Genomic DNA, 21,163 nt, shown 5'->3' with positions numbered 1-21,163 from the left:
CACTCAGCGCCGGGGCACATTGCGGATGCGGGCGCCGTCCTCGTCGCGGGCATAGCTCCCCTGCTCGCCGACACGGATGATGCGCACAATCGGCCGCTGCCGTGAACCTTCCAGCCGGTAGATCACCGGCTCGGGCGTCGGGGGCTGCGGAATCCCCACCATCACCGGCGTATAATCGCGCGAGCGATCGATAGTCCGCTCTGCCTCGCGCTCCTGCAGGATCACGGTGTCGCGGCCGAAATCGGAGGGGGAATACCAGGGGCCGCCGATGAACCCCGGGTTGCCCAGGAAACGTCGGGCACGATCATGCCGGAATATCGGTCCATTCTGGCGCGCCAAATGCCGAAAGCCAGGAGCCATTCGCGGCGCAAAGGACGGCGGCCCGGCCGGCGCGAAAGCCCTGCCTGACCCAGCTGCCACAACCTCGCTGACCGGGCTCAGGAAAACCAGGAATGCCAGCAGCGGCAACGTTGCATGGATGCGCGGCATCAGCGCGCTCCCCTTCCCCGCATCATGTCGGCCTCGCGCTGACTATAGGACAGTCAGCGCCGCACTGCCAATCCGGGAAAATCCGCCGCGTGCGGGAACGAGGGAAAGACCTCTACGCCTTAAGTCTTACGTCGAACGATGCAAGACCAAGTGCTTGATTGCACAACATTTCGCGTCAGCGCATTCCTGTGCAATTGCCGGATTGGTGCAAGCGAAACTTCACCCGGCAGGCAGTGGCATCGTGTCGCAAGAAATCGAGCCACAGGGAAACGGGCGGCCCGGGGGATAGTCCCGATGCCGGGCATTATTCAGGGGAGAACGCCATGAGCATGGCAGCACAGACATCGGGGGCTGCGGCGACGCGACGCCCCATGACGAAGGAAGAGAAGCGCGTCATTCTCGCTTCGTCGCTCGGCACCGTCTTTGAATGGTACGACTTCTATCTCTACGGTTCGCTCGCCGTGATGATCGGCGCGCATTTCTTCTCGGCCTTCGATCCGAATACGCGCGCCATCTTCGCGTTGCTCGCCTTCGCCGCCGGCTTCCTCGTCCGCCCCTTCGGTGCGCTGTTCTTCGGCCGCCTGGGTGATCTTATCGGCCGCAAATACACCTTCCTCGTCACGATCGTGATCATGGGCGCCTCGACCTTCCTGGTCGGCCTGCTGCCGAGCTACAACTCGATCGGCTGGATCGCACCGGTGATCCTGATCGCGTTGCGCATGCTGCAGGGCCTGGCGCTCGGCGGTGAATATGGCGGCGCAGCGGTCTATGTCGCCGAGCATGCGCCTCCGGGCCGTCGCGGCTTCTACACCTCCTGGATTCAGACCACGGCGACGCTCGGCCTGCTGCTTTCGCTGATCGTCATTCTCGGCATCCGCACCACCATGGGTGAGGCCGAATTTACTGCCTGGGGCTGGCGCATTCCATTCCTGGCCTCGATCTTCCTGCTGGCGATCTCGGTCTGGATCCGCCTGCAGATGCAGGAATCGCCGGCCTTCAAGAAGATGAAGGAAGAGGGCAGCGGCTCGAAAGCACCGCTTTCCGAGGCCTTTGGCCAGTGGAAGAATGCGAAGATCGCGCTGCTGGCGCTGTTCGGCCTCACCGCCGGCCAGGCCGTCGTCTGGTACACCGGTCAGTTCTACGCCCTGTTCTTCATCCAGAGCATCCTGAAGGTCGATCTCTATTCGGCCAACGTGCTGATCGCCTGGTCGCTGATCCTCGGCACCGGCGGCTTCATCCTGTTCGGCTCGCTTTCGGACAGGATCGGCCGCAAGCCCGTCATCCTGGCCGGCTGCCTGATCGCGGCGCTGACCTATTTCCCGCTCTTCGGCGCGCTCACCAAGGCAGCCAATCCCGGCCTCGCCGCAGCCCATGAGAACGTCAAGGTTCAGGTCGTCGCCGATCCTGCCAGCTGCGGCTCGGTCTTCGACCCGGTCGGCGTGCGCACCTTCACCCAGCCTTGCGATGTCGCCCGCCGCACGCTCGCCTCGCAGGCGATCCAGTACACCCAGGTCCCGGCCCCGGCCGGCACCGCGGCCAAGGTCACGGTCAACGGCAAGGATGTCGCGATCGATGCCGGCTTCGCCGCCAACATCGCCAAGGAAGCGGTCGCCGCCGGCTATCCCGCGGCGGGCGACGCCCGGATCGTCAAGACCGGCTTCATGAACGCGCTGTTCAACGCCCAGTCGCTGACCATCATCGGCATCCTGACGATCCTCGTCATCTATGTGACGATGGTCTACGGCCCGATCGCCGCCGCCCTGGTCGAGCTCTTCCCGACCCGTATCCGCTACACCGGCATGTCGCTGCCCTACCATATCGGCAACGGCTGGTTCGGTGGCCTGCTGCCGGCGACCTCCTTCGCCATGGTGGCTGGCACCGGCGACATCTTCTACGGCCTCTGGTACCCGATCGTGATCGCGATGATGACCTTCGTCATCGGCATGCTCTTCGTGCCCGAGACCAAGGATCGCGACATTCTCACCTACGACAACAACTGATCGGCCCATCACCGACAGGTACGAGCCCCGCCTCCCTGGAGGCGGGGCTTTTCTTTGGGCAAGCGGTAACCGATCTTGCCCTCGCCGCGCGCGGCTGGTAACCGCATCTGGCTGACCGGGCCGGATTAGCTCAGCGGTAGAGCAGCGGTTTTGTAAACCGAAGGTCGGGGGTTCAATCCCCTCATCCGGCACCACACATCTCTGGCTCGCTTCGCGCGACCGGTTAGCGGCACGAACGTGCAAGCGATGGTGTGAGAGCCTCCGGGCTGGGCGAACGGCCATGGACAGACGGGAACACTTGCTCGCGCTGGCCGAGCGTTGCGAGACGGCCGAAAAGCCCGATCGCGCGCTCGATGCCGATATCTATGAGGCGCTGGGCTTCACCGTACGGCGCAAGCCGAGCCATCTCGTCGGCCGCCGCACGCCCATGGGCGGCATCTATCAGCAGGGTTCGCTCTGGAAGGCGCTCGGCCTGGTCAGCGCTAATATCGACGTCGCGATCAACCTCCTGCGCCAGAAGGCTCCGGAGTGGAGCTGGAGCCTGCAATGCCTGGCCGAGGAGGATAGCGCTGCCTTCCAGGCCCTGGTCGCGGAATGTTCGGGCAACGCCATGCTCGGCTCATTGGCCCTTTGCGCGGCCATGCTGCGGGCCCTCGCACGTTATGACGGACTGCTGGCTGCCAGCGCCCCTTCGCACGACCAACGCATCCCCGCAGACGGCCAGCGCACCATAAACGCACCGCTCACGGAAAGTTGACCCCGCAACAATCCCGCGCGGTTGAAGCCCCCGAACCGGACGCTAGGCTGCTGCCCAGGCCGAAGACGCGCCTAGGGAGACTGCAATGCCGCCTTTTAGTCCGTCGCGCCGCACCGTGATTGCCGGTGCCGGCGCACTCGCTGTTGCCACCACGTTGGATTTACCCGCCGGGTTCACACCGGCTCAAGCGCAAGGAGCCCCCGTGAATCAGGCCCCCGGATACTATCGCTACAAGATCGGGGACATGGTCCTCACCGCGATCAATGACGGCTTCGCCCGTCGTCAGCTCGAGGGCTTCGTCCGCAATGCCGAACTCGCGGAGGTCAAGGCGGCGATGGCGCAGGCCTTCCTGCCAGCCGATGCCTTGAACATCACCTTTACGACGCTCGCCATCCAGAGCGGCGGAAAGCTCATCCTGATCGATACCGGCAATGGCGATTCGGGCGCGCCGACCTCCGGAACCTGGCTCGCCAATTTCCGTGCCGCCGGTTTCGATCCCAAGGATGTTTCGACGGTCGTCTTCAGCCATTTCCATGGCGATCATATCAACGGCTTCCGCCTGAAGGACGGCACGGCCGTTTTCCCCAATGCCGAGGTCATGGTCCCGGCGGCGGAATGGGCCTTCTGGATGGACGACGCCAAGATGAACGCCGCGCCCGAGGCCATGAAGGGGGCATTTGGCGGCGTGCGCCGCGTCTTCGGCCCTGTCTCCAAGGATGTGAAGCAGTTTGAGGCCGGCAAGGAGATCCTGCCGGGCATCACCGCCATCGCGGCGCCTGGCCATACGCCCGGCCACACCACCTTCGCGCTCAGCTCCGGCACGGCAAGGATGATGGTGATGTCGGACACGACCAACCACCCAGCCCTCTTCGCCCGCAATCCCGACTGGTCCGCGGTGTTCGATATGGATGGCCCGCAGGCTGCCGCCACGCGTCGCAGGCTGCTCGACATGGTCTCTGCCGACAAGATGCAGGTCGCGTTCTACCATGCGCCATTCCCGGCCACCGGCTACATCGCGAAATCGGGCAACGGCTTCGAGCTCGTGCCCGTGCAATGGACCACGTCCATCTGAGGCATGCGGCATCGTCGCGCATCGAGCCGGGGGCGACCCCGGCTCTTTTTATGCCTGCCCTGGCTCGCCCCTTCCGTCACCGCCGTGCTATGCCAACCGCTCCCTGCCCCTGAGCCTGGCTGATCCGGACCCCCTGATGACCGCGCGCTTCGCAGCCATCTCCTTCGTCGCCAGTGAGACGCCAGAGGCCGAAGCCGCGCTGGAGAAGCTCGTCGCGCGCTATGGCAATGCCGATTGCGACAGCGCCGATGTCATTGTGGCGCTTGGTGGCGACGGGCTGATGCTGCAGACGCTGCATCGCTTCATCGGCACAGGAAAGCCGATCTACGGCATGAATCGCGGCTCGGTCGGCTTCCTGATGAACGAGTTCCGCGAGCGAGGCCTGACCAAGCGATTGGAAGCCGCCCATCGCAGCATCGTCCACCCGCTTTCGATGCTCGCGATCGACGAGAATGGCCGGGAATACCGTGCCAAGGCGATCAATGAAGTGTCCCTGCTCCGGCGCTCCTACCAGGCGGCGAAGCTGCGCCTGTCCGTCGATGGCCAGGTGCGGCTGGAGGAACTGATTTCCGACGGTATCCTGCTCGCGACGCCTGCGGGCTCGACAGCCTACAATCTCTCGGCCAATGGCCCGATCCTGCCGCTCGATGCGCCTTTGCTGGCCTTGACTCCGATCGCCGCCTTTCGCCCGCGGCGCTGGCGCGGCGCCCTGCTTCCCGACCAGGCGCAGGTGATGATCGAGGTCCTGGAAGCGCCAAAACGCCCCGTCAGTGCGATGGCCGACCATATCCAGATCGACAATGTCGTCTCGGTCGCGATCGCGATCGACCGCAACATCGACCTCGTCATGCTGCACGATCCCGGCCACAGCCTGGATGAACGCATCCTGCGCGAGCAATTCGGCTACTGACCAGCCGGCGACGACGCCTCAGGCAGCGTTTCGAATATCCGCCTCGTCGAGTTCGACGAGCAGGGACGGATCGGCCTCGACCAGCAGGGCGAGCGCCGCATCATCTGCAAACGAATCCGCCATCAGCCGCGCTTCCTCGCGCGCCGCCTCGGCATCGAGCCGCCGCAGCAGACCGTTCAGCGAATCGGCCTCACTGCTTTCAAGGCTCTCGCAGCAGCTCATGACGCTGGCCATGATGGCGCGGTCGATGCCCTGCGTACCGCTCACCCGTTCGAAGCCGGACATGTTCAATGCGGCGATTGCTGCCGCAAAGGCCGGCAGCAACGAGCCCGGCATGCCGGCCTTCCGATACAGCCCCCGCAAGCTCGCGCCACTCCGGTCCCGGAGGATCGCCGACACGCGAGCGAGCGGCAGACCGGAAAGGGACGAGAACGCCGCCTCCGCCAGGGCCGGCTCTGCACTGAGGAGCGAGCGCAGCATCAACCCCGGCGTCAGCCGGCCGTTCTCGCGCAGGCACTCGACGATCGCAGGCGCATCGCTGTCTTCGCCGCCTGCTGCGAGAGCGACGGCAACCCGCTCGGTCGACTCGCGCGCCAGCCTTGCGCTGCGCTCCGGCGTCAGCCAGCCGCAGCCGGAGACGAAGCTCGCCAACGCATCCGACATCCGCCCTGCAATGGCCTGGCGTAGTCCTGCGGGCAGATCGTTTCGGGCAAGCAGCGCCTCGCGCAAGGCACCGGAGCCGCCCGCGCGCTCGAACATGCGCTCAAGCGAGAAACTCGGCATCCATGCGCTGCGATTGCCTGCCAGGGCCAGCAGCGCTTCCTCGCAGCCGACTTCGGCGAGTGCTGCCGCAACACTGGTCGGCAGGCACGGCCGCTGTGCAATCGCGCGTTGCGCCAGAGCATCCCCGACGGCAGCCGCATCGACCAGGTCCGCCTCGGACAGCACCGGTGAATGCGCCAGAACCAGTGCATTCACGTCGCTTTGCTCGGCGATGAGGTTGAGGATCAGCGCACGCGGCGCACGCGGCGAGGTCGCGACCTCCTCGGCGATGGCGCGGCGAACCAGGGGCGACGGATCGTCGATCAGGGCGATCAGCGCCGTTTCGGCCTCGCGGCGATCCTCGTCGGACATACCGGAGTGCAAATAGGCACCCGCAAGCGCGGCTGCGCCGGAGGCACGGGCTTCGGCATTGGCGGTCCGGGCCCAGAGCAGGAAACGGCGAACGATCATGTGCCGCTCCGCTCGACCATGAAGGCGGAAAGATCGAGCGGGGCACGACGCGGCTTCGCCGCGGACTTGGGTACGGTGTTCCCAGCCTGGGTCAGGTCGAGCGGGCGCGATGGCGGCAAGGGAGCAGTTGTAGCAGTCGGTGGGTTCGCGGGCACCGGTGAGGCGGACGGAGGAGACGGAGCGGCGTCGCTTGCGCCCTGCCGCGGGAAATAGCGGTCGGCCGGATCGAGCGCCGCCAGACGCGAAGCATCGCTACGCGGCGTCGTCCAGAGATTGGCCACCGCCTTGGAGACCGGCTGGCGCGAGCCCTCGGTCGAGAACAGCCCGATCAGCCCCTTGGCCCGGCCAGGCGCCAATGCGGCAGCAATCGGCACCGGCTGGTCAGTGCCGGCCGCGGAGTTGACGCTCCCGGTCGTGGTTGCTGCGGCAAGCTGCGTGTTGGCATGGCTCGCCGCCAGCACGCCGTAGACCTCCTGGGCCGTGCGGGCGCGGCCGGCCTTGTCGAAGAAGATGTTGCGATTGGCCGAAGCGGCCTCGGGAAAGTCCTTGGCTGCGACCCGCGTCGGATCGTTGCCGGCGGCGCGAATGAGGTCGCTCGCGCCACGCGAGCCGAGCACATGCGCCATGTAGAGTTCGCCGGCATTCGGCTGGCGACCGAGCGTCGAGGCAAGCTGGTCGCGGTTCTTCTGGGTCAGTGCCCCGGCCATGACGGCAGCCACCTGCGGATCATTGCGCAGTTGCAGGATCTTTTCTCGCGTCGCGGCGTCCGGCACGCTGAGCCGACCGGTCTCGTCGGCGCTGATCGCATTGGCGTAATTGGAAAGCCCCTGCTTCGGCCCCTCCTGCTTCACCATGGAAAGCCAGGTCTGCTCGATGAACTGGAACAGCCCGGTGGCGCTCGAGGTCTTGGCCTTCGCATCGGGATCAAGCGCCGATTCGCGCTGCGCCGTCTTCAGCAGGTAATCGAAACCGGCACCGCTCCGTTCGGCGCCGTCGCGAATGGCATTGACGACCGGATTGGCCGGTGCAGTCTCGCGCGTCGTAGGCGTAGTGAACAGGAACATGCAGACTCTCGGGCAGCCCGAGCGCAAGGTGCCGGAGCTCCTGTGGAGACTGCCCCGATTATGGTAAGCGAACCGTTAAACACGCGGAATCACCGAGCCGGCTTGAAGCGCCGGAATGCGGCATTGGAGGAGCGTTCATGACCGAGGTGAAACGGCACAAGCGCGGCGGGATCTATTTCGAGGATTTCCAGGTCGGCGCGGTCATCGAGCACGGGCTTACGCGCACCGTGACCCAGATGGACAACATGCTCTTCTCGAACATGACCTTGAATCCGCAACCTCTTCATATCGATGCGCATTTCTGCGCGACCGAGACGGAGTGGGGCAAGCCGCTGATGAACTCCCTGTTCACGCTGGGGCTGATGATCGGCATCTCCGTCAACGACACCACGGTCGGCACCACCATCGGCAATCTCGGCATGACCGACGTGACCTTCCCTGCCCCGCTCTTCGAGGGCGACACCGTGAACTGCGTCACCGAAATCGTCGGCAAGCGTGAGTCCCGCTCGCGACCCGATGCCGGGATCGTCGAGTTCCACCATCGCGCCTTTAAGCAGGACGGCACCCTGGTCGCCCAATGTCGCCGCCAGGCCTTCATGCGCAAACACCCCGAACCCACGACGATCGCGGTCTGACCGGATGCGTTCGCTCCTTTTCGTACCGGGCGACAGCCCGAAGAAGCTCCAGAAGGGCCTGGAGAGCGGCGCCGATGCGCTGATCCTGGACCTGGAGGATTCCGTCGCACTCGACGGTAAGGCCCAGGCCCGCACCATCAGCCTGGATTTCCTCAAGGCGGCTCGCCAGCAGGCGAAGCGGCCCCTCCTGATCGTGCGCATCAATGCACTCACGACCGGGCTCAGCGATGCCGACCTCGACATGATCATGCCGGGTGCCCCCGATGCGATCATGCTGCCGAAATCCGAGGGCGGCACCGATGTCTCGCATCTCGCCGCCAGGATCGCTGTTCGGGAGGCCGAATGCGAACTCCCGGACGGCGCGACGCGGATCATTCCGATCGCCACCGAGACCGGAAAGGGCATCTTCGGCCTCAGCAGCTATGCCGGCGCGACCCATCGGCTCGCGGCTCTGACCTGGGGAGCGGAAGACCTGTCCGCTGATCTCGGCGCCGAGACCAACCGGCTGAGCGACGGCTCCTATGCCGATCCCTACCGCCTTGCCCGATCGCTCACGCTCTTCGCCGCCGCATCCTCGCAGGTCGATGCGATCGACACCGTCTTCACAAACTTCCGTGATGCCGATGGCTTTCGCGCCGAATGCATCGCGGCTCGCCGGGACGGCTTCACCGGCAAGATGGCGATCCATCCCGCGCAGGTCCCGGTCATCAACGAGGTCTTCGCTCCAGCGCCCGAGGAGGTCGCCAAGGCCGAGGCCATCATCGCCCTGTTCGCGGCCAATCCGGGTGTGGGCGTGATCGGGCTCAACGGCGAGATGCTCGATCGCCCCCATCTTGTCAGGGCACAGCGCCTGAAGGGGCGGGCTGAGAAGCTGGGTCGATGAACCTGGGAAACCGATTCTGAAGAATCGGTTTCCCAGGTTCGATCAGGGAACACGGATCTGGCGGCAGTTGCGCTGTGTCGAGGACAGGCAATCCTGCGCCTTCCGCGCGCGATCGAGTCCGAAGAGCAGCCAGATTCCGGCGCCAAGCAGCAGAAGCGTGGCGATGATCGCAAGCAGATTGACGGTCATTCGCCAGTCGTCATCCTCGTCCGGCGGCCGCGGCACGGGCCCTGCTCAGCCGCCGGTCGGGCGGATGATCGAGAACAGGTGGTCGACCTCGGCATAGTCCGCATAGCCGCAGCGGGCGATCGGATGGGCCGCCGCCGTGTCGAAACGTCCGTCCCGGACATAGGCGTCATCCATGAAGATCCCGACGACCTGACCCAGCACCATCCAGCGCGGCACCGGCTTGTCGTCGAGATCCTTGAGCTGCTGGATGGAGAGCAGCTTGCACTCGAGCGCGGCCGGGCTGCCGGCGACACGCGGAGCCTTGACGAATCTTGACTCGGCCATTGCGAGCCCGGAATGCTCGTATTCGCTCGCCCCGCGCGGCAGCGGCGCCGATGTCAGGTTCATCTGCTGCGCCAGTGCCTTGGTGACCAGCGAGCAGGTGAACTCGCCCGTCTCCTCGATGAAGGAAACCGCGTCCTTCTTGTCCTCGGAGGAGAACATCACGATGTGCGGCCGCGACGAGACGGCGTTGAAAAAACTGTAGGGCGAGAGATTGATCTCGCCCTTGGCACTCAGCGCCGTGATCCAGCCGATCGGACGCGGCGTCACGATCGCCTTGAACGGGTCGTGCGGCAGGCCGTGGTCCTGGAGCGCGGTCGAGTAGATCATCGGCTCAGGCCCCGTAATTGCTGACGATGTCGGCGAGCACCGGCCGGTCCCGGTCGGCGGGGACGGTTTCGGGCGTGCCGATATGGATGAAGCCTGCCATGCGCTCATCATCAGCGAGGCCGAACGCAGAGAGCACGTCGCGGTCGAACGAAAACCAGTTGGTCAGCCAGGAAGCACCGAAACCCATCGCGTGAGCAGCCACGAGGATGTTCATGCAGACGGCCCCGGCGGAAAGCTCCTGCTCCCATTCCGGAATTTTGACATGAGGCCGCGCACGCGAGACCACGCCGATGATCAGCGGCGCATGGGTCAGGCGCTTCCGCTCGAACGCCACCTTCTCGTCGTCGGCATCAGGATTCCTGGCGCGAAACACCTTTGCGACCACATCGGCGGCCGTCTCGCGGGCAGCGCCCTCGAACAGAACGAAGCGCCACGGCGCAAGCTTGCCGTGATCGGGCACACGCGTGCCAATGGTCAACAGGTCGCGGAGTTGGTCGGCGCTGGGGCCGGGAGCAGACAGGAATTGCGGCGGCACCGAACGGCGCAGCTTGAGCAGGGCGAGCGTATCGGTCATGAGACTTCCGGGCGAGAGAAACGGCCGGCAGAGCCTATGGGGCCGCCAGCGCTATTGGCATCTGAACTAGTGGTTTGCCATGAAGAGGACAAGCAAGCCTGCTCAGACGCGGGCGCAAGGGCGTCAAGGACCATGAGCATGTTTGAATTGGATCGTTTCCAGAGACGGGCCCCGACCAGCGCGCCGTGCGCGCGAATGCTCGCGCGCCTGTCATCGGCTGCCCTCGCGCTGCTCCTCTCCCTAACGGCTGCGATCGCACAGATCGTTCCGCTGTCACCCTCGCCACCGAATATCCCGGAGATCTCCCCCCCGCCGGCGCCGGGAAGCACCGCGACGGTCGGCTCGGCCAATCTCAGCGCCAGCGCGCAATTCGCTAATGACCGCAAGCCGATCCGCTCCGGCCTCGTCTGGCGCGTCCTCGTCGAGTCCGTCGACGGCTCGCCGCCACGCATCGTCGCCCGCTCGAATGATGCGGAACCGGTGTTCTCCCTCGAGCCTGGCTCCTATGTGCTGCACGCGGCCTATGGCTTCGCCAGCGGCACCAAGCGGGTGGTGCTCGGCCCGCAAGGAACGCGCGAACAGATTCCGATCAGCGCCGGCGGCCTCACCCTCGCAGGCTCGATCGGCGAGACACCGATCCAGGCGGCGCAGCTTTCATTCTCGATCTTCGTGCCGTTGCAGGGGAACTCGGAAGGTCGCCTCGTCGGCAATGCCAAGGCAGGCGAGCTGATCCGCTTGCCTGAAGGCACCTATCACGTGGTCTCGACTTACGGCGATTCCAACGCGATCCAGCGCGCGGATGTGACCGTGGAATCGGGGAAGGTCACCGACGCCACCCTGCACCACCGGGCCGCGCGGGTAACGCTGAAGCTCGTCGCGTCTCCCGGCGGCGAGGCCTTCGCCGGCACCGCCTTCAGCGTGCTTACACCCGGCGGCGACGTCATTCGCGAAGCCATCGGTGCCTTCCCGCAAGTGATCCTGGCCGAAGGCGACTACGTGCTGATTGCACGTCAGGAAGGCCAGATCTTCTCGAAGGACTTCAAGGTCGAGAGCGGACTCGATCGCGATATCGAGGTCATCGCCACGAAGTGAACCCGTCCTCCGCCGGGAGGACCGCAGCCGCAATGCTCAGTTGCTGGCGCTGGGAGCTTCCGCGAGGCCGAGCTTGGCCCCTGTCAGCTCGGCGGCAATCCCGTCCGCGATTCTGACGGCGAGGCAGCGATAGCCCGCATCGACCATATGGAGCCCGTCCATGCCAACGAGTTCCTCGGCCGTGAACTGCTTTGATCTCGCCCAGCTCTTCATGATGCCGTAGCGCGGGAACACCGCAGCACCCTGCTCCTCCGCGACCTTTGCCAGGACAGCCCGGTAGTCGTCATATTTCGGATAGCGCTCTTCGCGCGGCAGCCAAGGCAGATCGATCAGGACGGTGTCGACATCGGCATCGCGGAGCTTGCGAATTCCCTTCCGCAGGATTTTCGCCAGCTTCTCCTCGCCGATGTCGCGGACGGCGTCGTTGACCGCCGTCTGCCAGATCACCAGCGCCGGCTTCTCTTCCAGGACCTCAGTGTCTATCCGCTGCAGCATGTCATAGGCCGACTGGCCGCCAACACCCTTGTTGACGACCTTGACCTCGGCCTCGGGCAGCCGGCGCTTGAGCTCGGCCTCGAGAACCGCGGGGTAACTGTGGCTGATCTCGCTTGCCCCGGCTCCGGCGGTGGCCGACGAACCGAGCGCAACGATGGTGAGCTTGCCTGTGTCCCGAAGAACCCGCTTGGCGGCCGGCAGCATCGGTTGGAAGGGAAACTGGGCTGCTCCCGAACGGCAGCGCAGATCGGCCCGACCGGCAAGCGTCAGGGGCCCGGCCTGAACGGAACTGGTGACAAGTGCGGTCGTCAGGATTGCGGCGCAGAACTGTGCAGCCCGGAAGCCGGCTTCTCTGCGGAACCACGGAGCGCGTTGGACTGATACCACGACAGGAAATTTCCTAGCACTGTCAGTATCGTAATGCCACCGAGACAAACCAGCAACTGAATGCTCAAGGCGAAATAGGTTTCCGCCAGAATGATCTGTCCGATAATCGCGAGGACGATACCGGTGCAAAAGATCTCAAGGGAATGCCGGCCCAATACTGCAAGTCGCCGCCCAACCACTCCGCAAACCAGCGCCGACTGCGCCGGCACGAAACGCACGAAGAGCCAGGTGAGAGCCGCCAGATGCAGCAGGCGGGTCCAGGCCAGATTGGTCTTGTCACTGCCGATCTGCAGGTTCTCGATCCATTCGTTCAAGGCGGTAATGCCAAACGGATTTCCCGCTGAAACCTTGATGATCAGGGCGAGCCCGACAACAGCAAATGCGAGGGCATCGATGATGGCTGACCTCGGCATGACGACGCCCATCTGCACACCGCGGCCGACCACCACGCCGAGCGTGAAGACGAGCTGCCAGGCGAAGGGATTGAAGAACCAGCCCGGCGTACCCGTATTCGGCAGATTCACCTCGAAAGTGACCGCGACCTGCCAGATCAACACCGAACCCAGGAGCGCCAGCGCAGGATTGAAGCGCACGGCCCGATAGATCAGCGGAAAGGCGGCCAGCAGCACGATATAGAGCGGCAGGATGTCGAGATAATTCGGCTGGTAGGTCAGCGTCAGCGCATCCACCAGTGCCGAGAGCGTGTCGTTGAAGAAGGGCTGGATATTGATCGCCTCGATATAGAGCGGGTTCTGGGTGGTCGTTACAGCCCGCGCCACAACCCCGCAGACGATCACGAAAACTGCGATATGGGCGATGTAGAGCGTCCAGATACGGCCGCCGATACGGAGCGCTCCCATGCCGAGACCACGGCGCTCGATGACCGAGCCATAGGCGAGCGTGGCCGAGACGCCAGCCAGGAGAACAAAGATGTCGGCCGCATCCGAGAAGCCGAAATTATGCGGCATCACGGCAGCAACGACGTTTCCCGGCATGTGATTGATGAAGATGACCAGCAGGGCGAGCCCGCGGACGGCATCGATCCGCATGTCGCGTCCCACCGGTCTCGCAGCCAGCGCACCCGCGCCGCGAAGAAGGTAGTGCCCGAAGGACGGGAAATGCGACACCAGCAGCTTCTCCGGAACGCGAGGAACACGGCCATCGGTGTTTCAGGCCAACCACCCGGACCGCCAAGGCCGGGCCAAGCATGAACGGATTCTGCTGATTCCGTTCATCTCACGTTCATATAACGCTATCGATGCGGCCGCCATGGGGAAGCGGGATCACATCTATGTGTCTCCGGAATATGCGCGGAAGATGGCAGCCGTCGCGTGCCTGCTGGAAAGCCGGCGGATCGATCAATCACGACTCCGCGACCGAGCGGGGCTTCGCCGTGAACGCCTTGATTCTATTGATATTCGAACGCGGCCTCGCATTGCCCCAAGGCAATGCCGACGCGAGCCAGCCCTAGAAGGGTGGCTCGGCGTGGACCAGTCTGCCGTCGATCAGCAGCCGCTTGATCGCAGAACTGCCCGAGGGTGCGACGGCCGCAACGACTTCCAGCCTGCTGCGTTCCGTGCGCTCGATCGCGAGCCCGGTCCCTTGCGGCACGAAGTAGCTCTCGAGCCCATAGGCGACACGCATTCCGTTGCGGGTTCGTGAGCAATCAACGATCCCGTTCTCCGCTCGCGGGCACACGCCAGTGGTGAGCACATGGCCCTCGATCACCACATCCGACCCGCTTGTCGGCGGCCTGATCTTGTAGGCTCCGACCGGCCGGGCGAAGCCATCGGTGCCAGGGGTGAGCTGCACATGGATGGGATCGCCGCGGCTGAAGTCGCGGTCCCCCTGGAGGCCGGCAAGATCGAGCGTGCTGATATCGTAATTCAAGATGACGTAATCACCTCGAAACAGGTCACGCGGATCGACTGGCGCCGTCCTCAACCTCACCTCGCTGCCGGAACGCAGGATGCGGGCTCGGCCTTCGACAAGCATCCCGATCGCGCCGCAGAGCACGATCATCGAGACGAGGGCCCGCAAGGTCGCCGGCACGCGGGCAACGATCCGGTCGGCGACGAGCGCGCCCATCACGCCACCTCCCCCACCGGCCGGGCAAGGCGCGCGAAGAGCCGTCGCGCACCACTGGCAAGCAGCAGCAGCACCGCGCCTGCGATCAGGAAGAACAGCGACTGGTCGAGCAGGCTGCCGATGGTCTGCCAAAGCAGGATCAGGATGGCGACACCGAACAATGCCGCACCGGCAACGACCAGACGCCGGACTCCGCCGATCGCTCCGGCGGCAATCAACCCCACGGCGCTCGCAAGGACGAGGCTCGCCACCACGACCTTGCCGGACAGGCGCATCGCACCACCCATCCAGAAGATCGTCGGCACCAAAAGTGCAAACAGGAGAGCGATGCCCAGAGGAACAGCAAAACGCCGCTCGCGCGCCAACGCAACGAAGGCGCACACGCCAGGGACAACGACGGCATAGGCGAGATAGACCGGCCAGCTCGCGTGCCCGCCCCGCGACCAGCTGGAATCGAGGATGCGGATCAGCTCAACATTGAGCACCACCATCAGCCCGAGCAGCCCCCAGGGCAGGCAGGCGCTCAGAAGAGTCGGCCCGCCGCGATCCAGCGCCACCGCACCGAGCACGATATAGGAGGTCGAGAGCGCGAGCCCATAGGCCAGGAGCCAGTAGTCGAAGGAGCCACGCAGCCAGTCACCGGGCACGAGCGCCAGCCAGCACGCGAGCGAGAGGACGGCGACATGATGCACGAGCCGGGCCCGGCGCCCCAATGCCAACCACAGCGCCGGCAGATAGCCGAGCAGGAAATAGAACTGGAGCGAGCCGCCGCTATCCTGCCAGCGCCCCCAGCTCCAGCTTGCCAGAGCGATGAACGCAACGATCAGAGCACCGTCCGAGCGCTGCAGAAACGCGACGGCCAATGCGCCGAGCGCGATCAGGAGCGCCCCCCCCGGCCAATCCGTCGGCAAATGATACATCTGGCCGACCAGAGCGACACCGGCGGCAAAACAGAGGACACCGCAGGTCGAGGCGGCATCAGCACCAAGCTTGGAACCTCGGATCTCGAGGCTGGCTGAAATCCCGAGAGCGACCACGATACTGGCCAGGATCATTGCCAGCTTCGTCAGCCGCGGAATCTCCTCCCAGTTCGCCGCGACGAAGGCTGCAACGCTTGCCGCGATGAGCAACCCGCCCAGCATTCCGAGCAGCCCCGGAAGCCGAAAGCCCCCGTCGCGCCGCAGCGAGCCACGAATTGCGGTCGCACTGTCGGAGCTGACAAGCCCCTCAGCGACCCAGCGACTCAAATCGGCTTCGAGCCGCTTGCGATAAGATCCCGTCAGCATCCCCGGCACTCTGGCATGCGGGGCCCGGATTTGGCGAGCCCCGCATGAACGAGCGTCTTCAGGATGCTGCCATCTCGGCCCTGCGGCGAACCAGATCCGGAGGCATCGCCTCGGTCGTGAAGGCCACGAGTGCCTCGTCCAGGCTCATCACCGTCTGCTGCTGGCTGCCGAGACGGCGCACGGTCACCGTGCGCTCCTCGGCCTCGCGCTTGCCGACGGCCAGAATCACCGGGACCTTGGCAAGCGAGTGCTCCCGCACCTTGTAGCTGATCTTCTCGTTGCGAAGATCGGCACGTGCCCTGAGACCCTGGTTCATACAGKCAATCGTGACCTGCTCGGCATAGGCATCCGCCTCGGAGGTGATCGGACAGACCAGGATCTGTTCCGGCGCGAGCCAGAGCGGAAAATGGCCGGCATGATGTTCGATCAGGATGCCGGTGAAGCGCTCCAGCGAACCGCAGATCGCGCGGTGCACCATGCTCGGCGTCTTCTTCTCGCCATCGGAGCCGATATAGAAGGCGCCGAAGCGCTCCGGCAGGTTGAAGTCGACCTGTGTCGTGCCGCACTGCCAGTCGCGCCCGATCGCATCGCGAAGGACATACTCGAACTTGGGGCCGTAGAAGGCGCCCTCACCCGGGTTGATCTCCGTCTTGATCCGGTTGCCGGATTGCCGGGCGATCAGATCCAGCACCTTCGTCATCACGTCTTCGGCGTGGTCCCACATCGCATCGGTACCGACGCGCTTCTCCGGACGGGTCGAAAGCTTGATGACGAGATCGTCGGTAAAGCCGAAATCGGCATAGACCGAGAGGATCAGGTCATTGATCTTCAGACACTCCGCCGCCAGGTCGTTTTCAGCGCAGAAGATGTGCGCGTCGTCCTGCGTGAAGCCGCGCACACGCATCAGCCCATGCAGCGCGCCAGAGGGCTCATAGCGATGGACCGCGCCGAACTCGGCGAGCCGGATCGGCAGGTCGCGATAGCTCTTGAGCCCATGCTTGAAGATCTGGACATGGCCGGGGCAGTTCATCGGCTTCAGCGCGAACATGCGCTGGTCCTTCTCCGGATCATTCGGATGCTCGAGCGCGCCGGCCGATTTCACCGCGAACATGTTGTCCTGATACCAGCCCCAGTGGCCTGAGGTTTCCCAGAGCGACTTGTCGAGGATCTGCGGCGCATTGACCTCCTCGTAATCGGCGGCGAGCCGCCGGCGCATATAGGCGATGATCTCCTGGAACAGGCGCCAGCCCTTCGAGTGCCAGAAGACGACGCCCGGCCCTTCCTCCTGGAAATGGAACAGGTCCATTTCCCGGCCGAGCTTGCGGTGGTCGCGCTTCTCCGCCTCCTCGATCTGCTTGAGATGCGCGTCGAGCTCCTCCTGCTTGGCGAAGGCGGTGCCGTAGATCCGCGTCAGCATCGGATTGTTGCTGTCACCGCGCCAATAGGCGCCAGCCACCTTCATCAGTTTGAAGGCGTTGCCGACCTTGCCGACCGAGGTCATGTGCGGCCCGCGGCAGAGGTCGATCCAGTCACCCTGAGCGTACATCTTCAGGGTCTGGTCTTCCGGGATCGCATCGACGAGCTCGACCTTGAAGGCCTCACCCTTGTCGCGGAAGAATTGCTTGGCCCTGTCGCGGCTCCACTCTTCCTTGGTGAAGGCTTTGTCGCGCGCGATGATCTCGCGCATCTTCTTCTCGATCGGCGCGAAATCCTCTGGAGAGAACGGCTCGTTCCGGAAAAAATCGTAGAAGAAGCCGTTCTCGATCACCGGGCCGATGGTGACCTGCGTGCCGGGATAGAGTTCCTGCACGGCTTCGGCGAGCACGTGGGCGCAATCATGGCGGATCAACTCGAGCGCGCGCGGATCCTCGCGGTTGAGGAACTCGATCTTCGCATCGCGGTCGATTGCATCGCCGAGATCGACGACGGTGCCGTCGAGCGCCATGGCGACGGTGCGCTTCAGCAGAGAGGGGGAAATGCCGCCGGCAATCTCCTTTCCGGTGATGCCGGAAGGAAACTCGCGCGTGGCGCCATCAGGAAAGGTCAGGGAGATCGTCATCGATCGCGCTCCTGCTCACTCGGGGAAACGAACCCCGTAAGCCAAGGCCGGATACTGTTCGGGGAAACGCGTGAAGACCCGCATCCGGTTCAAGGGCTTCACGCTTTGCGAAGCGCCGAGTGGGATCGAGCCGATTTCGCCCGCCTCGCCTATACCAGCCGGCAGCCGCAGGCAATCGATGTAGCAGGATCACTCGTCGAGCGGAGGCGGGGCATTCACGCCGCGCCAGCGACCATAGGACCAGGGCTGGTACCAGGCGGAGTTCGGCGGCAATTCCTCGCAGACGAGATCGATGCCGCTGGTGCCGAGCGGCGTACAGCGGCAGATCCGCGCGGCACCGATCCAGCCACCGCGCCAGAGCCCGAAGCGCTGGATCGCCTCATCCGTGTAACTCGAGCAGCTCGGCCAATGCCGGCATTGGCGTCCAATCAGCATCGAGATGCTCAGCTGGTAACCGCGGATCAACCAATGCGCGCCAGAACGTGGTGCACGCGCAAAAAGACGTGACAACACGCGCACCGATGTCATTTCATCATTCTTCGTCATTACCTGTTTCATTTTGAGATTCGCTCATGCTTTGCTCCGCTCCGCGATCGGCCTCCCGTTTCCGCATCGGCGCGACCTCCATTCTGGTTCCCGCTGCCTTGCTTTTGTCGCTGACATCAGCGCCTGCCCAGCAGCGGAACAGCCTCCTCTGGCTTGAGCCCGGCAAGATCGATGTCGCCAAGATCATCGGCCTGCCCCCGGCAATGAACTCGCCCGAGCACAGGAAGGAGTTCGAAGAGGTTCTTCAGATCACGCTGAATCGGACGCCGGAGCGCGAGAAAGCCGCGATCGCGGATCAATATCAGACGCTCAATCGCTTTCTCGAAGGCATGGGAATCGACGCCCACCTCTCCGAGCACCGCGAGGTTCGCCTGCTTTTTCGCGAAGCGAATATCGAACTCGGCATCGTGCTCCTCAGCGTGCGCCGCCTGACGTCGCGGACGCGGCCCTTTGCGATGTGGAACAAGGTCAGGGTCAAGCCCTGCCCCGGCGGCAGGCCGGAAGGGACCTCCTTCCCCGCCGGCCATGCCGCGACTGCCGCACTCTATGCCGCACTGCTCAGCGATGCTGCCCCGGAGCTGAAGGACAAGTTCGCGGAGCGCGTCACAAGCTATGGCGAGAGCCGGCTGGTTTGCGGCTTCCATTATGCCAGCGACCTCGTGGCGGGCGAGAAGGTCGGCCGACACGTTGCCGATGCGCTTCTGGCGGACCGAGCCTTCAGGCAGCGCTTCGACGAAACACGTCCCGAAATCCGAAAGTCGCTGGGGCTCACCTGAGCGCCGCAACCTTGGCTGCCGGCGCCGCGGCCTCGCGCGCCGCCTCGATCTGACCGATCGCGTCGACCACGGCATCGAAGGTCAGCATGGTCGAGGCATGGCGTGCCTTATAGTTGCGCACCGGCACCAGAACGGCGAGATCGCTCCACTTGCCCGCGGGCGGCTCGGCATTCTCCTTCAGGATCGCACGCGCCTGCTCGCGAACCGCGCGAAGTTCGCCGGCCGTGGACCCGATGACCTGGCGCGCCATGATCGAGGAGGACGCCTGCCCAAGCGCGCAGGCTTTGACGTCATGCCCGAAGCCGGTGACGACATCGCCGTCCATCGTCAGATCGACGGTGACGGTGGAGCCGCACAGCCTGGAATGCGCGGTCGCAGTCGCGTCCGGCGTCGGCAATCGCTCGAGCAGCGGGATGTTTCCTGCCAGTTCCAGGATGCGTTTGTTGTAGACGTCGCTCAGCATGACTTGGTCCTCGCCGGCTCTGGAATGACCGGCGCGCGGTTCCAATATAGGGTGGAACGCCTGCGTGCGGGAGATGGGTGGCGCCCGATGATGCCGCAGGAGCAGAACTTGTCGCAATTCTTACGAGGCGACGCGATGTCACGGCGACCCGCCGAATCTGCATCGCTAGGCCTTGGGACACGAACCGTAACGGGAGGCACCACATGATCCCTGTGGTTAAGTCCTTGTCCGTCGAGAGGGCTCTCAGCCCCTCCGCTGACAAGTTTCCAGACAGGCGTCCGACCCAGGAGCAGGCCGAGGAGGCTGTGCGTACCCTCCTTCTGTGGGCGGGCGACGACCCCTCCCGCGAAGGCCTGCTTGAAACGCCGCAGCGCGTCGCCAAGGCCTACAAGGAATTCTACAGGGGCTACTCCGAAAATCCCGACGAGATCCTCGACCGGGTCTTCGAGGAGGTCGACAACTATCAGGACATGGTCCTCGTCCGCGACATCCCCTTCCATTCGCATTGCGAGCACCACATGGTGCCTTTCGTCGGCAAGGCGCATATCGGCTACTACCCCGCGAAGGGCGTTGTCGGCCTGTCGAAGCTGGCCCGCATCGTCGATGTCTACGCTCGGCGCCTCCAGACCCAGGAGGCCATGACGGCGCAGATTGCCCGGATCATCGACAAGGCGCTCGAACCGCGCGGCGTCGCCGTTCTGGTGGAGGCCGAGCACATGTGCATGTCGATGCGGGGCGTGCTGAAGCAAGGCTCATCGACGCTGACCACGCAATATACCGGCGTGTTCAAGGACCCTGCCGAACAGGTCCGCTTCTTCACCATGGTCAAGTCACCTGGCCTGTAGGATTGGCGCGACGCAGCATTGGCGATAACCACCGCCACCATGATAAGGGGCGCCTCGCGAGATGCGCCCTGTCCTGCTGCGGAGCCGCCAATGTCCAGCTTCCCCGTTTTGTCCGACAAGCATGCGCTCGAGGAAGGCACGACGCTGGCGCCGCGCTTCGACACCAGCGGCCTCGTCACCTGCGTGACGACCGACGCCGAGACGGGCGAACTCCTGATGGTCGCCCATATGAACGCCGAAGCCCTTCAACGCAGCATCGCGACGGGGGAAGCCTGGTACTGGTCGCGCTCGCGCAAGGAGCTCTGGCACAAGGGCGCCACCTCCGGACAGGTCCAGACCATCCTCGAGATGCGCGTCGACTGCGACCAGGATGCCATTTGGCTGAAGGTGAAGGTCGCGGGCGATGGCGGGTGCTGCCACACGGGCCGGCACTCGTGCTTTTACCGGGTGAAGCCGCTGCGCGATGCCGCAGTCGAACCTCTCACCTTGCTCGCCACGTGATGCAGGGCCGCGTTGGCAATCCTTTCACCAATCTAACATTTTTCTGTCAAATCCGCTTGTTAGGCGCAACCGTCGCGCGTGTGATTCAGGTTCTCCTCACTTTCTCGCGAGACGATGATCCACCCGCGGAGGGTCGGGATCATGTTATGGGATGGTATTGCTCGACGG

Annotated in this window: 23 protein-coding genes and 1 tRNA gene; 11 read left to right on the top strand and 13 right to left on the bottom strand. The window is 64.5% G+C overall.

The genetic code is table 11. The annotated features are described in order from the left end of the window. Window positions 1–3 precede the first annotated feature (3 nt). The gene (locus AC1DW9_RS15540; protein WP_441491378.1) at window positions 4–489 is read right to left on the bottom strand and encodes a hypothetical protein; all 486 of its coding nucleotides are present in this window, start codon (window positions 487–489) and stop codon (window positions 4–6) included. 323 nt (window positions 490–812) lie between these two features. On the opposite strand from AC1DW9_RS15540, the gene AC1DW9_RS15535 reads away from it, so the two are divergent. The 5 genes from AC1DW9_RS15535 to AC1DW9_RS15515 all read left to right on the top strand — a co-directional run bounded on the left by AC1DW9_RS15535 (window position 813) and on the right by AC1DW9_RS15515 (window position 5,228). Beyond that, window positions 813–2,489, top strand: a complete 1,677-nt coding sequence (locus tag AC1DW9_RS15535) for an MFS transporter (protein WP_441491379.1) — start codon at window positions 813–815, stop codon at window positions 2,487–2,489. Between the two features lie 119 nt (window positions 2,490–2,608). Further along, window positions 2,609–2,683, top strand: a tRNA-Thr gene (locus AC1DW9_RS15530). A gap of 86 nt (window positions 2,684–2,769) precedes the next feature. Then, window positions 2,770–3,246, top strand: coding sequence for a hypothetical protein (locus AC1DW9_RS15525; protein ID WP_441491380.1), 477 nt, complete (start codon window positions 2,770–2,772; stop codon window positions 3,244–3,246). 202 nt (window positions 3,247–3,448) lie between these two features. Further along, window positions 3,449–4,318 carry an MBL fold metallo-hydrolase gene (locus AC1DW9_RS15520; RefSeq protein ID WP_441506148.1) on the top strand — a complete coding sequence of 290 codons (870 nt, stop codon included), beginning with the start codon at window positions 3,449–3,451 and terminating at the stop codon, window positions 4,316–4,318. Window positions 4,319–4,454: 136 nt separating this feature from the next. Next, window positions 4,455–5,228: an NAD kinase gene (locus AC1DW9_RS15515; RefSeq protein WP_441506149.1), complete on the top strand. Its 774-nt coding sequence runs from the start codon at window positions 4,455–4,457 to the stop codon at window positions 5,226–5,228. An 18-nt stretch (window positions 5,229–5,246) separates the two neighbouring features. Here AC1DW9_RS15515 and AC1DW9_RS15510 read toward each other — a convergent pair whose 3' ends face one another. Beyond that, complete coding sequence (locus AC1DW9_RS15510; RefSeq protein ID WP_441506150.1) at window positions 5,247–6,461, bottom strand: DUF2336 domain-containing protein; 1,215 nt, start codon at window positions 6,459–6,461, stop codon at window positions 5,247–5,249. Continuing rightward, window positions 6,458–7,525 carry a lytic transglycosylase domain-containing protein gene (locus AC1DW9_RS15505; protein WP_441506151.1) on the bottom strand — a complete coding sequence of 356 codons (1,068 nt, stop codon included), beginning with the start codon at window positions 7,523–7,525 and terminating at the stop codon, window positions 6,458–6,460. Before AC1DW9_RS15505 ends, AC1DW9_RS15510 begins: the two co-directional genes overlap by 4 nt. A 137-nt stretch (window positions 7,526–7,662) precedes the next feature. On the opposite strand from AC1DW9_RS15505, the gene AC1DW9_RS15500 reads away from it, so the two are divergent. Then, a complete protein-coding gene (locus AC1DW9_RS15500) occupies window positions 7,663–8,160 on the top strand; it encodes a MaoC family dehydratase (protein WP_441491385.1) in 498 nt (165 codons plus the stop codon). 4 nt (window positions 8,161–8,164) lie between these two features. Continuing rightward, complete coding sequence (locus tag AC1DW9_RS15495) at window positions 8,165–9,043, top strand: HpcH/HpaI aldolase/citrate lyase family protein (protein WP_476775909.1); 879 nt, start codon at window positions 8,165–8,167, stop codon at window positions 9,041–9,043. 42 nt (window positions 9,044–9,085) lie between these two features. On the opposite strand, the gene AC1DW9_RS15490 is transcribed toward AC1DW9_RS15495, so the two are convergent. The 3 genes from AC1DW9_RS15490 to AC1DW9_RS15480 are packed head-to-tail and all read right to left on the bottom strand — an operon-like array spanning window position 9,086 to window position 10,457. After that, entirely contained in the window at window positions 9,086–9,232 is a 147-nt protein-coding gene (locus AC1DW9_RS15490) for a hypothetical protein (protein WP_441491387.1), read from the bottom strand. Window positions 9,233–9,277: 45 nt separating this feature from the next. After that, entirely contained in the window at window positions 9,278–9,883 is a 606-nt protein-coding gene (locus tag AC1DW9_RS15485) for a flavin reductase family protein (protein ID WP_441506153.1), read from the bottom strand. 4 nt (window positions 9,884–9,887) lie between these two features. After that, a complete protein-coding gene (locus AC1DW9_RS15480; RefSeq protein WP_441506154.1) occupies window positions 9,888–10,457 on the bottom strand; it encodes a nitroreductase family protein in 570 nt (189 codons plus the stop codon). 195 nt (window positions 10,458–10,652) lie between these two features. Here AC1DW9_RS15480 and AC1DW9_RS15475 point away from each other — a divergent pair, with 195 nt between their 5' ends. After that, the gene (locus AC1DW9_RS15475) at window positions 10,653–11,549 is read left to right on the top strand and encodes a hypothetical protein (protein ID WP_441491390.1); all 897 of its coding nucleotides are present in this window, start codon (window positions 10,653–10,655) and stop codon (window positions 11,547–11,549) included. Between the two features lie 36 nt (window positions 11,550–11,585). On the opposite strand, the gene AC1DW9_RS15470 is transcribed toward AC1DW9_RS15475, so the two are convergent. From AC1DW9_RS15470 to yidD, 6 genes are all read right to left on the bottom strand, one after another. Then, a complete protein-coding gene (locus AC1DW9_RS15470; RefSeq protein ID WP_441506155.1) occupies window positions 11,586–12,431 on the bottom strand; it encodes an SGNH/GDSL hydrolase family protein in 846 nt (281 codons plus the stop codon). Further along, window positions 12,353–13,558 (bottom strand): OpgC family protein, encoded by a 1,206-nt coding sequence (locus AC1DW9_RS15465; protein ID WP_441491392.1) that lies wholly within the window; start codon window positions 13,556–13,558, stop codon window positions 12,353–12,355. The genes AC1DW9_RS15470 and AC1DW9_RS15465 overlap by 79 nt, the downstream gene beginning before the upstream one ends. A 340-nt stretch (window positions 13,559–13,898) precedes the next feature. Next, entirely contained in the window at window positions 13,899–14,519 is a 621-nt protein-coding gene (locus AC1DW9_RS15460) for a GDYXXLXY domain-containing protein (protein ID WP_441506156.1), read from the bottom strand. Then, window positions 14,519–15,805 (bottom strand): DUF2157 domain-containing protein, encoded by a 1,287-nt coding sequence (locus tag AC1DW9_RS15455; RefSeq protein WP_441506157.1) that lies wholly within the window; start codon window positions 15,803–15,805, stop codon window positions 14,519–14,521. Before AC1DW9_RS15455 ends, AC1DW9_RS15460 begins: the two co-directional genes overlap by 1 nt. A 58-nt stretch (window positions 15,806–15,863) precedes the next feature. Continuing rightward, window positions 15,864–17,864, bottom strand: a complete 2,001-nt coding sequence (gene thrS / locus AC1DW9_RS15450; protein ID WP_476855123.1) for a threonine--tRNA ligase — start codon at window positions 17,862–17,864, stop codon at window positions 15,864–15,866. A 189-nt stretch (window positions 17,865–18,053) separates the two neighbouring features. After that, entirely contained in the window at window positions 18,054–18,392 is a 339-nt protein-coding gene (gene yidD, locus AC1DW9_RS15445) for a membrane protein insertion efficiency factor YidD (protein ID WP_476768603.1), read from the bottom strand. Between the two features lie 44 nt (window positions 18,393–18,436). On the opposite strand from yidD, the gene AC1DW9_RS15440 reads away from it, so the two are divergent. Continuing rightward, window positions 18,437–19,186 carry a phosphatase PAP2 family protein gene (locus tag AC1DW9_RS15440; protein ID WP_441491396.1) on the top strand — a complete coding sequence of 250 codons (750 nt, stop codon included), beginning with the start codon at window positions 18,437–18,439 and terminating at the stop codon, window positions 19,184–19,186. Here AC1DW9_RS15440 and AC1DW9_RS15435 read toward each other — a convergent pair. Next, a complete protein-coding gene (locus tag AC1DW9_RS15435) occupies window positions 19,179–19,649 on the bottom strand; it encodes an iron-sulfur cluster assembly scaffold protein (protein WP_476775908.1) in 471 nt (156 codons plus the stop codon). The two genes, AC1DW9_RS15440 and AC1DW9_RS15435, sit on opposite strands and share 8 nt — an antisense overlap. 203 nt (window positions 19,650–19,852) lie before the next feature. Here AC1DW9_RS15435 and folE point away from each other — a divergent pair, with 203 nt between their 5' ends. Further along, window positions 19,853–20,494, top strand: a complete 642-nt coding sequence (gene folE, locus AC1DW9_RS15430; protein WP_441491398.1) for a GTP cyclohydrolase I FolE — start codon at window positions 19,853–19,855, stop codon at window positions 20,492–20,494. 90 nt (window positions 20,495–20,584) lie between these two features. Next, complete coding sequence (hisI, locus tag AC1DW9_RS15425; RefSeq protein ID WP_441491399.1) at window positions 20,585–20,995, top strand: phosphoribosyl-AMP cyclohydrolase; 411 nt, start codon at window positions 20,585–20,587, stop codon at window positions 20,993–20,995. Window positions 20,996–21,163: the final 168 nt, after the last annotated feature.

The sequence above is a fragment of the Allobosea sp. P4_E12 genome, from assembly GCF_056401655.1.
The sequence above is the reverse complement of the archived record's forward strand: the minus strand, read 5'-3'. Positions and strand labels throughout refer to the sequence as shown.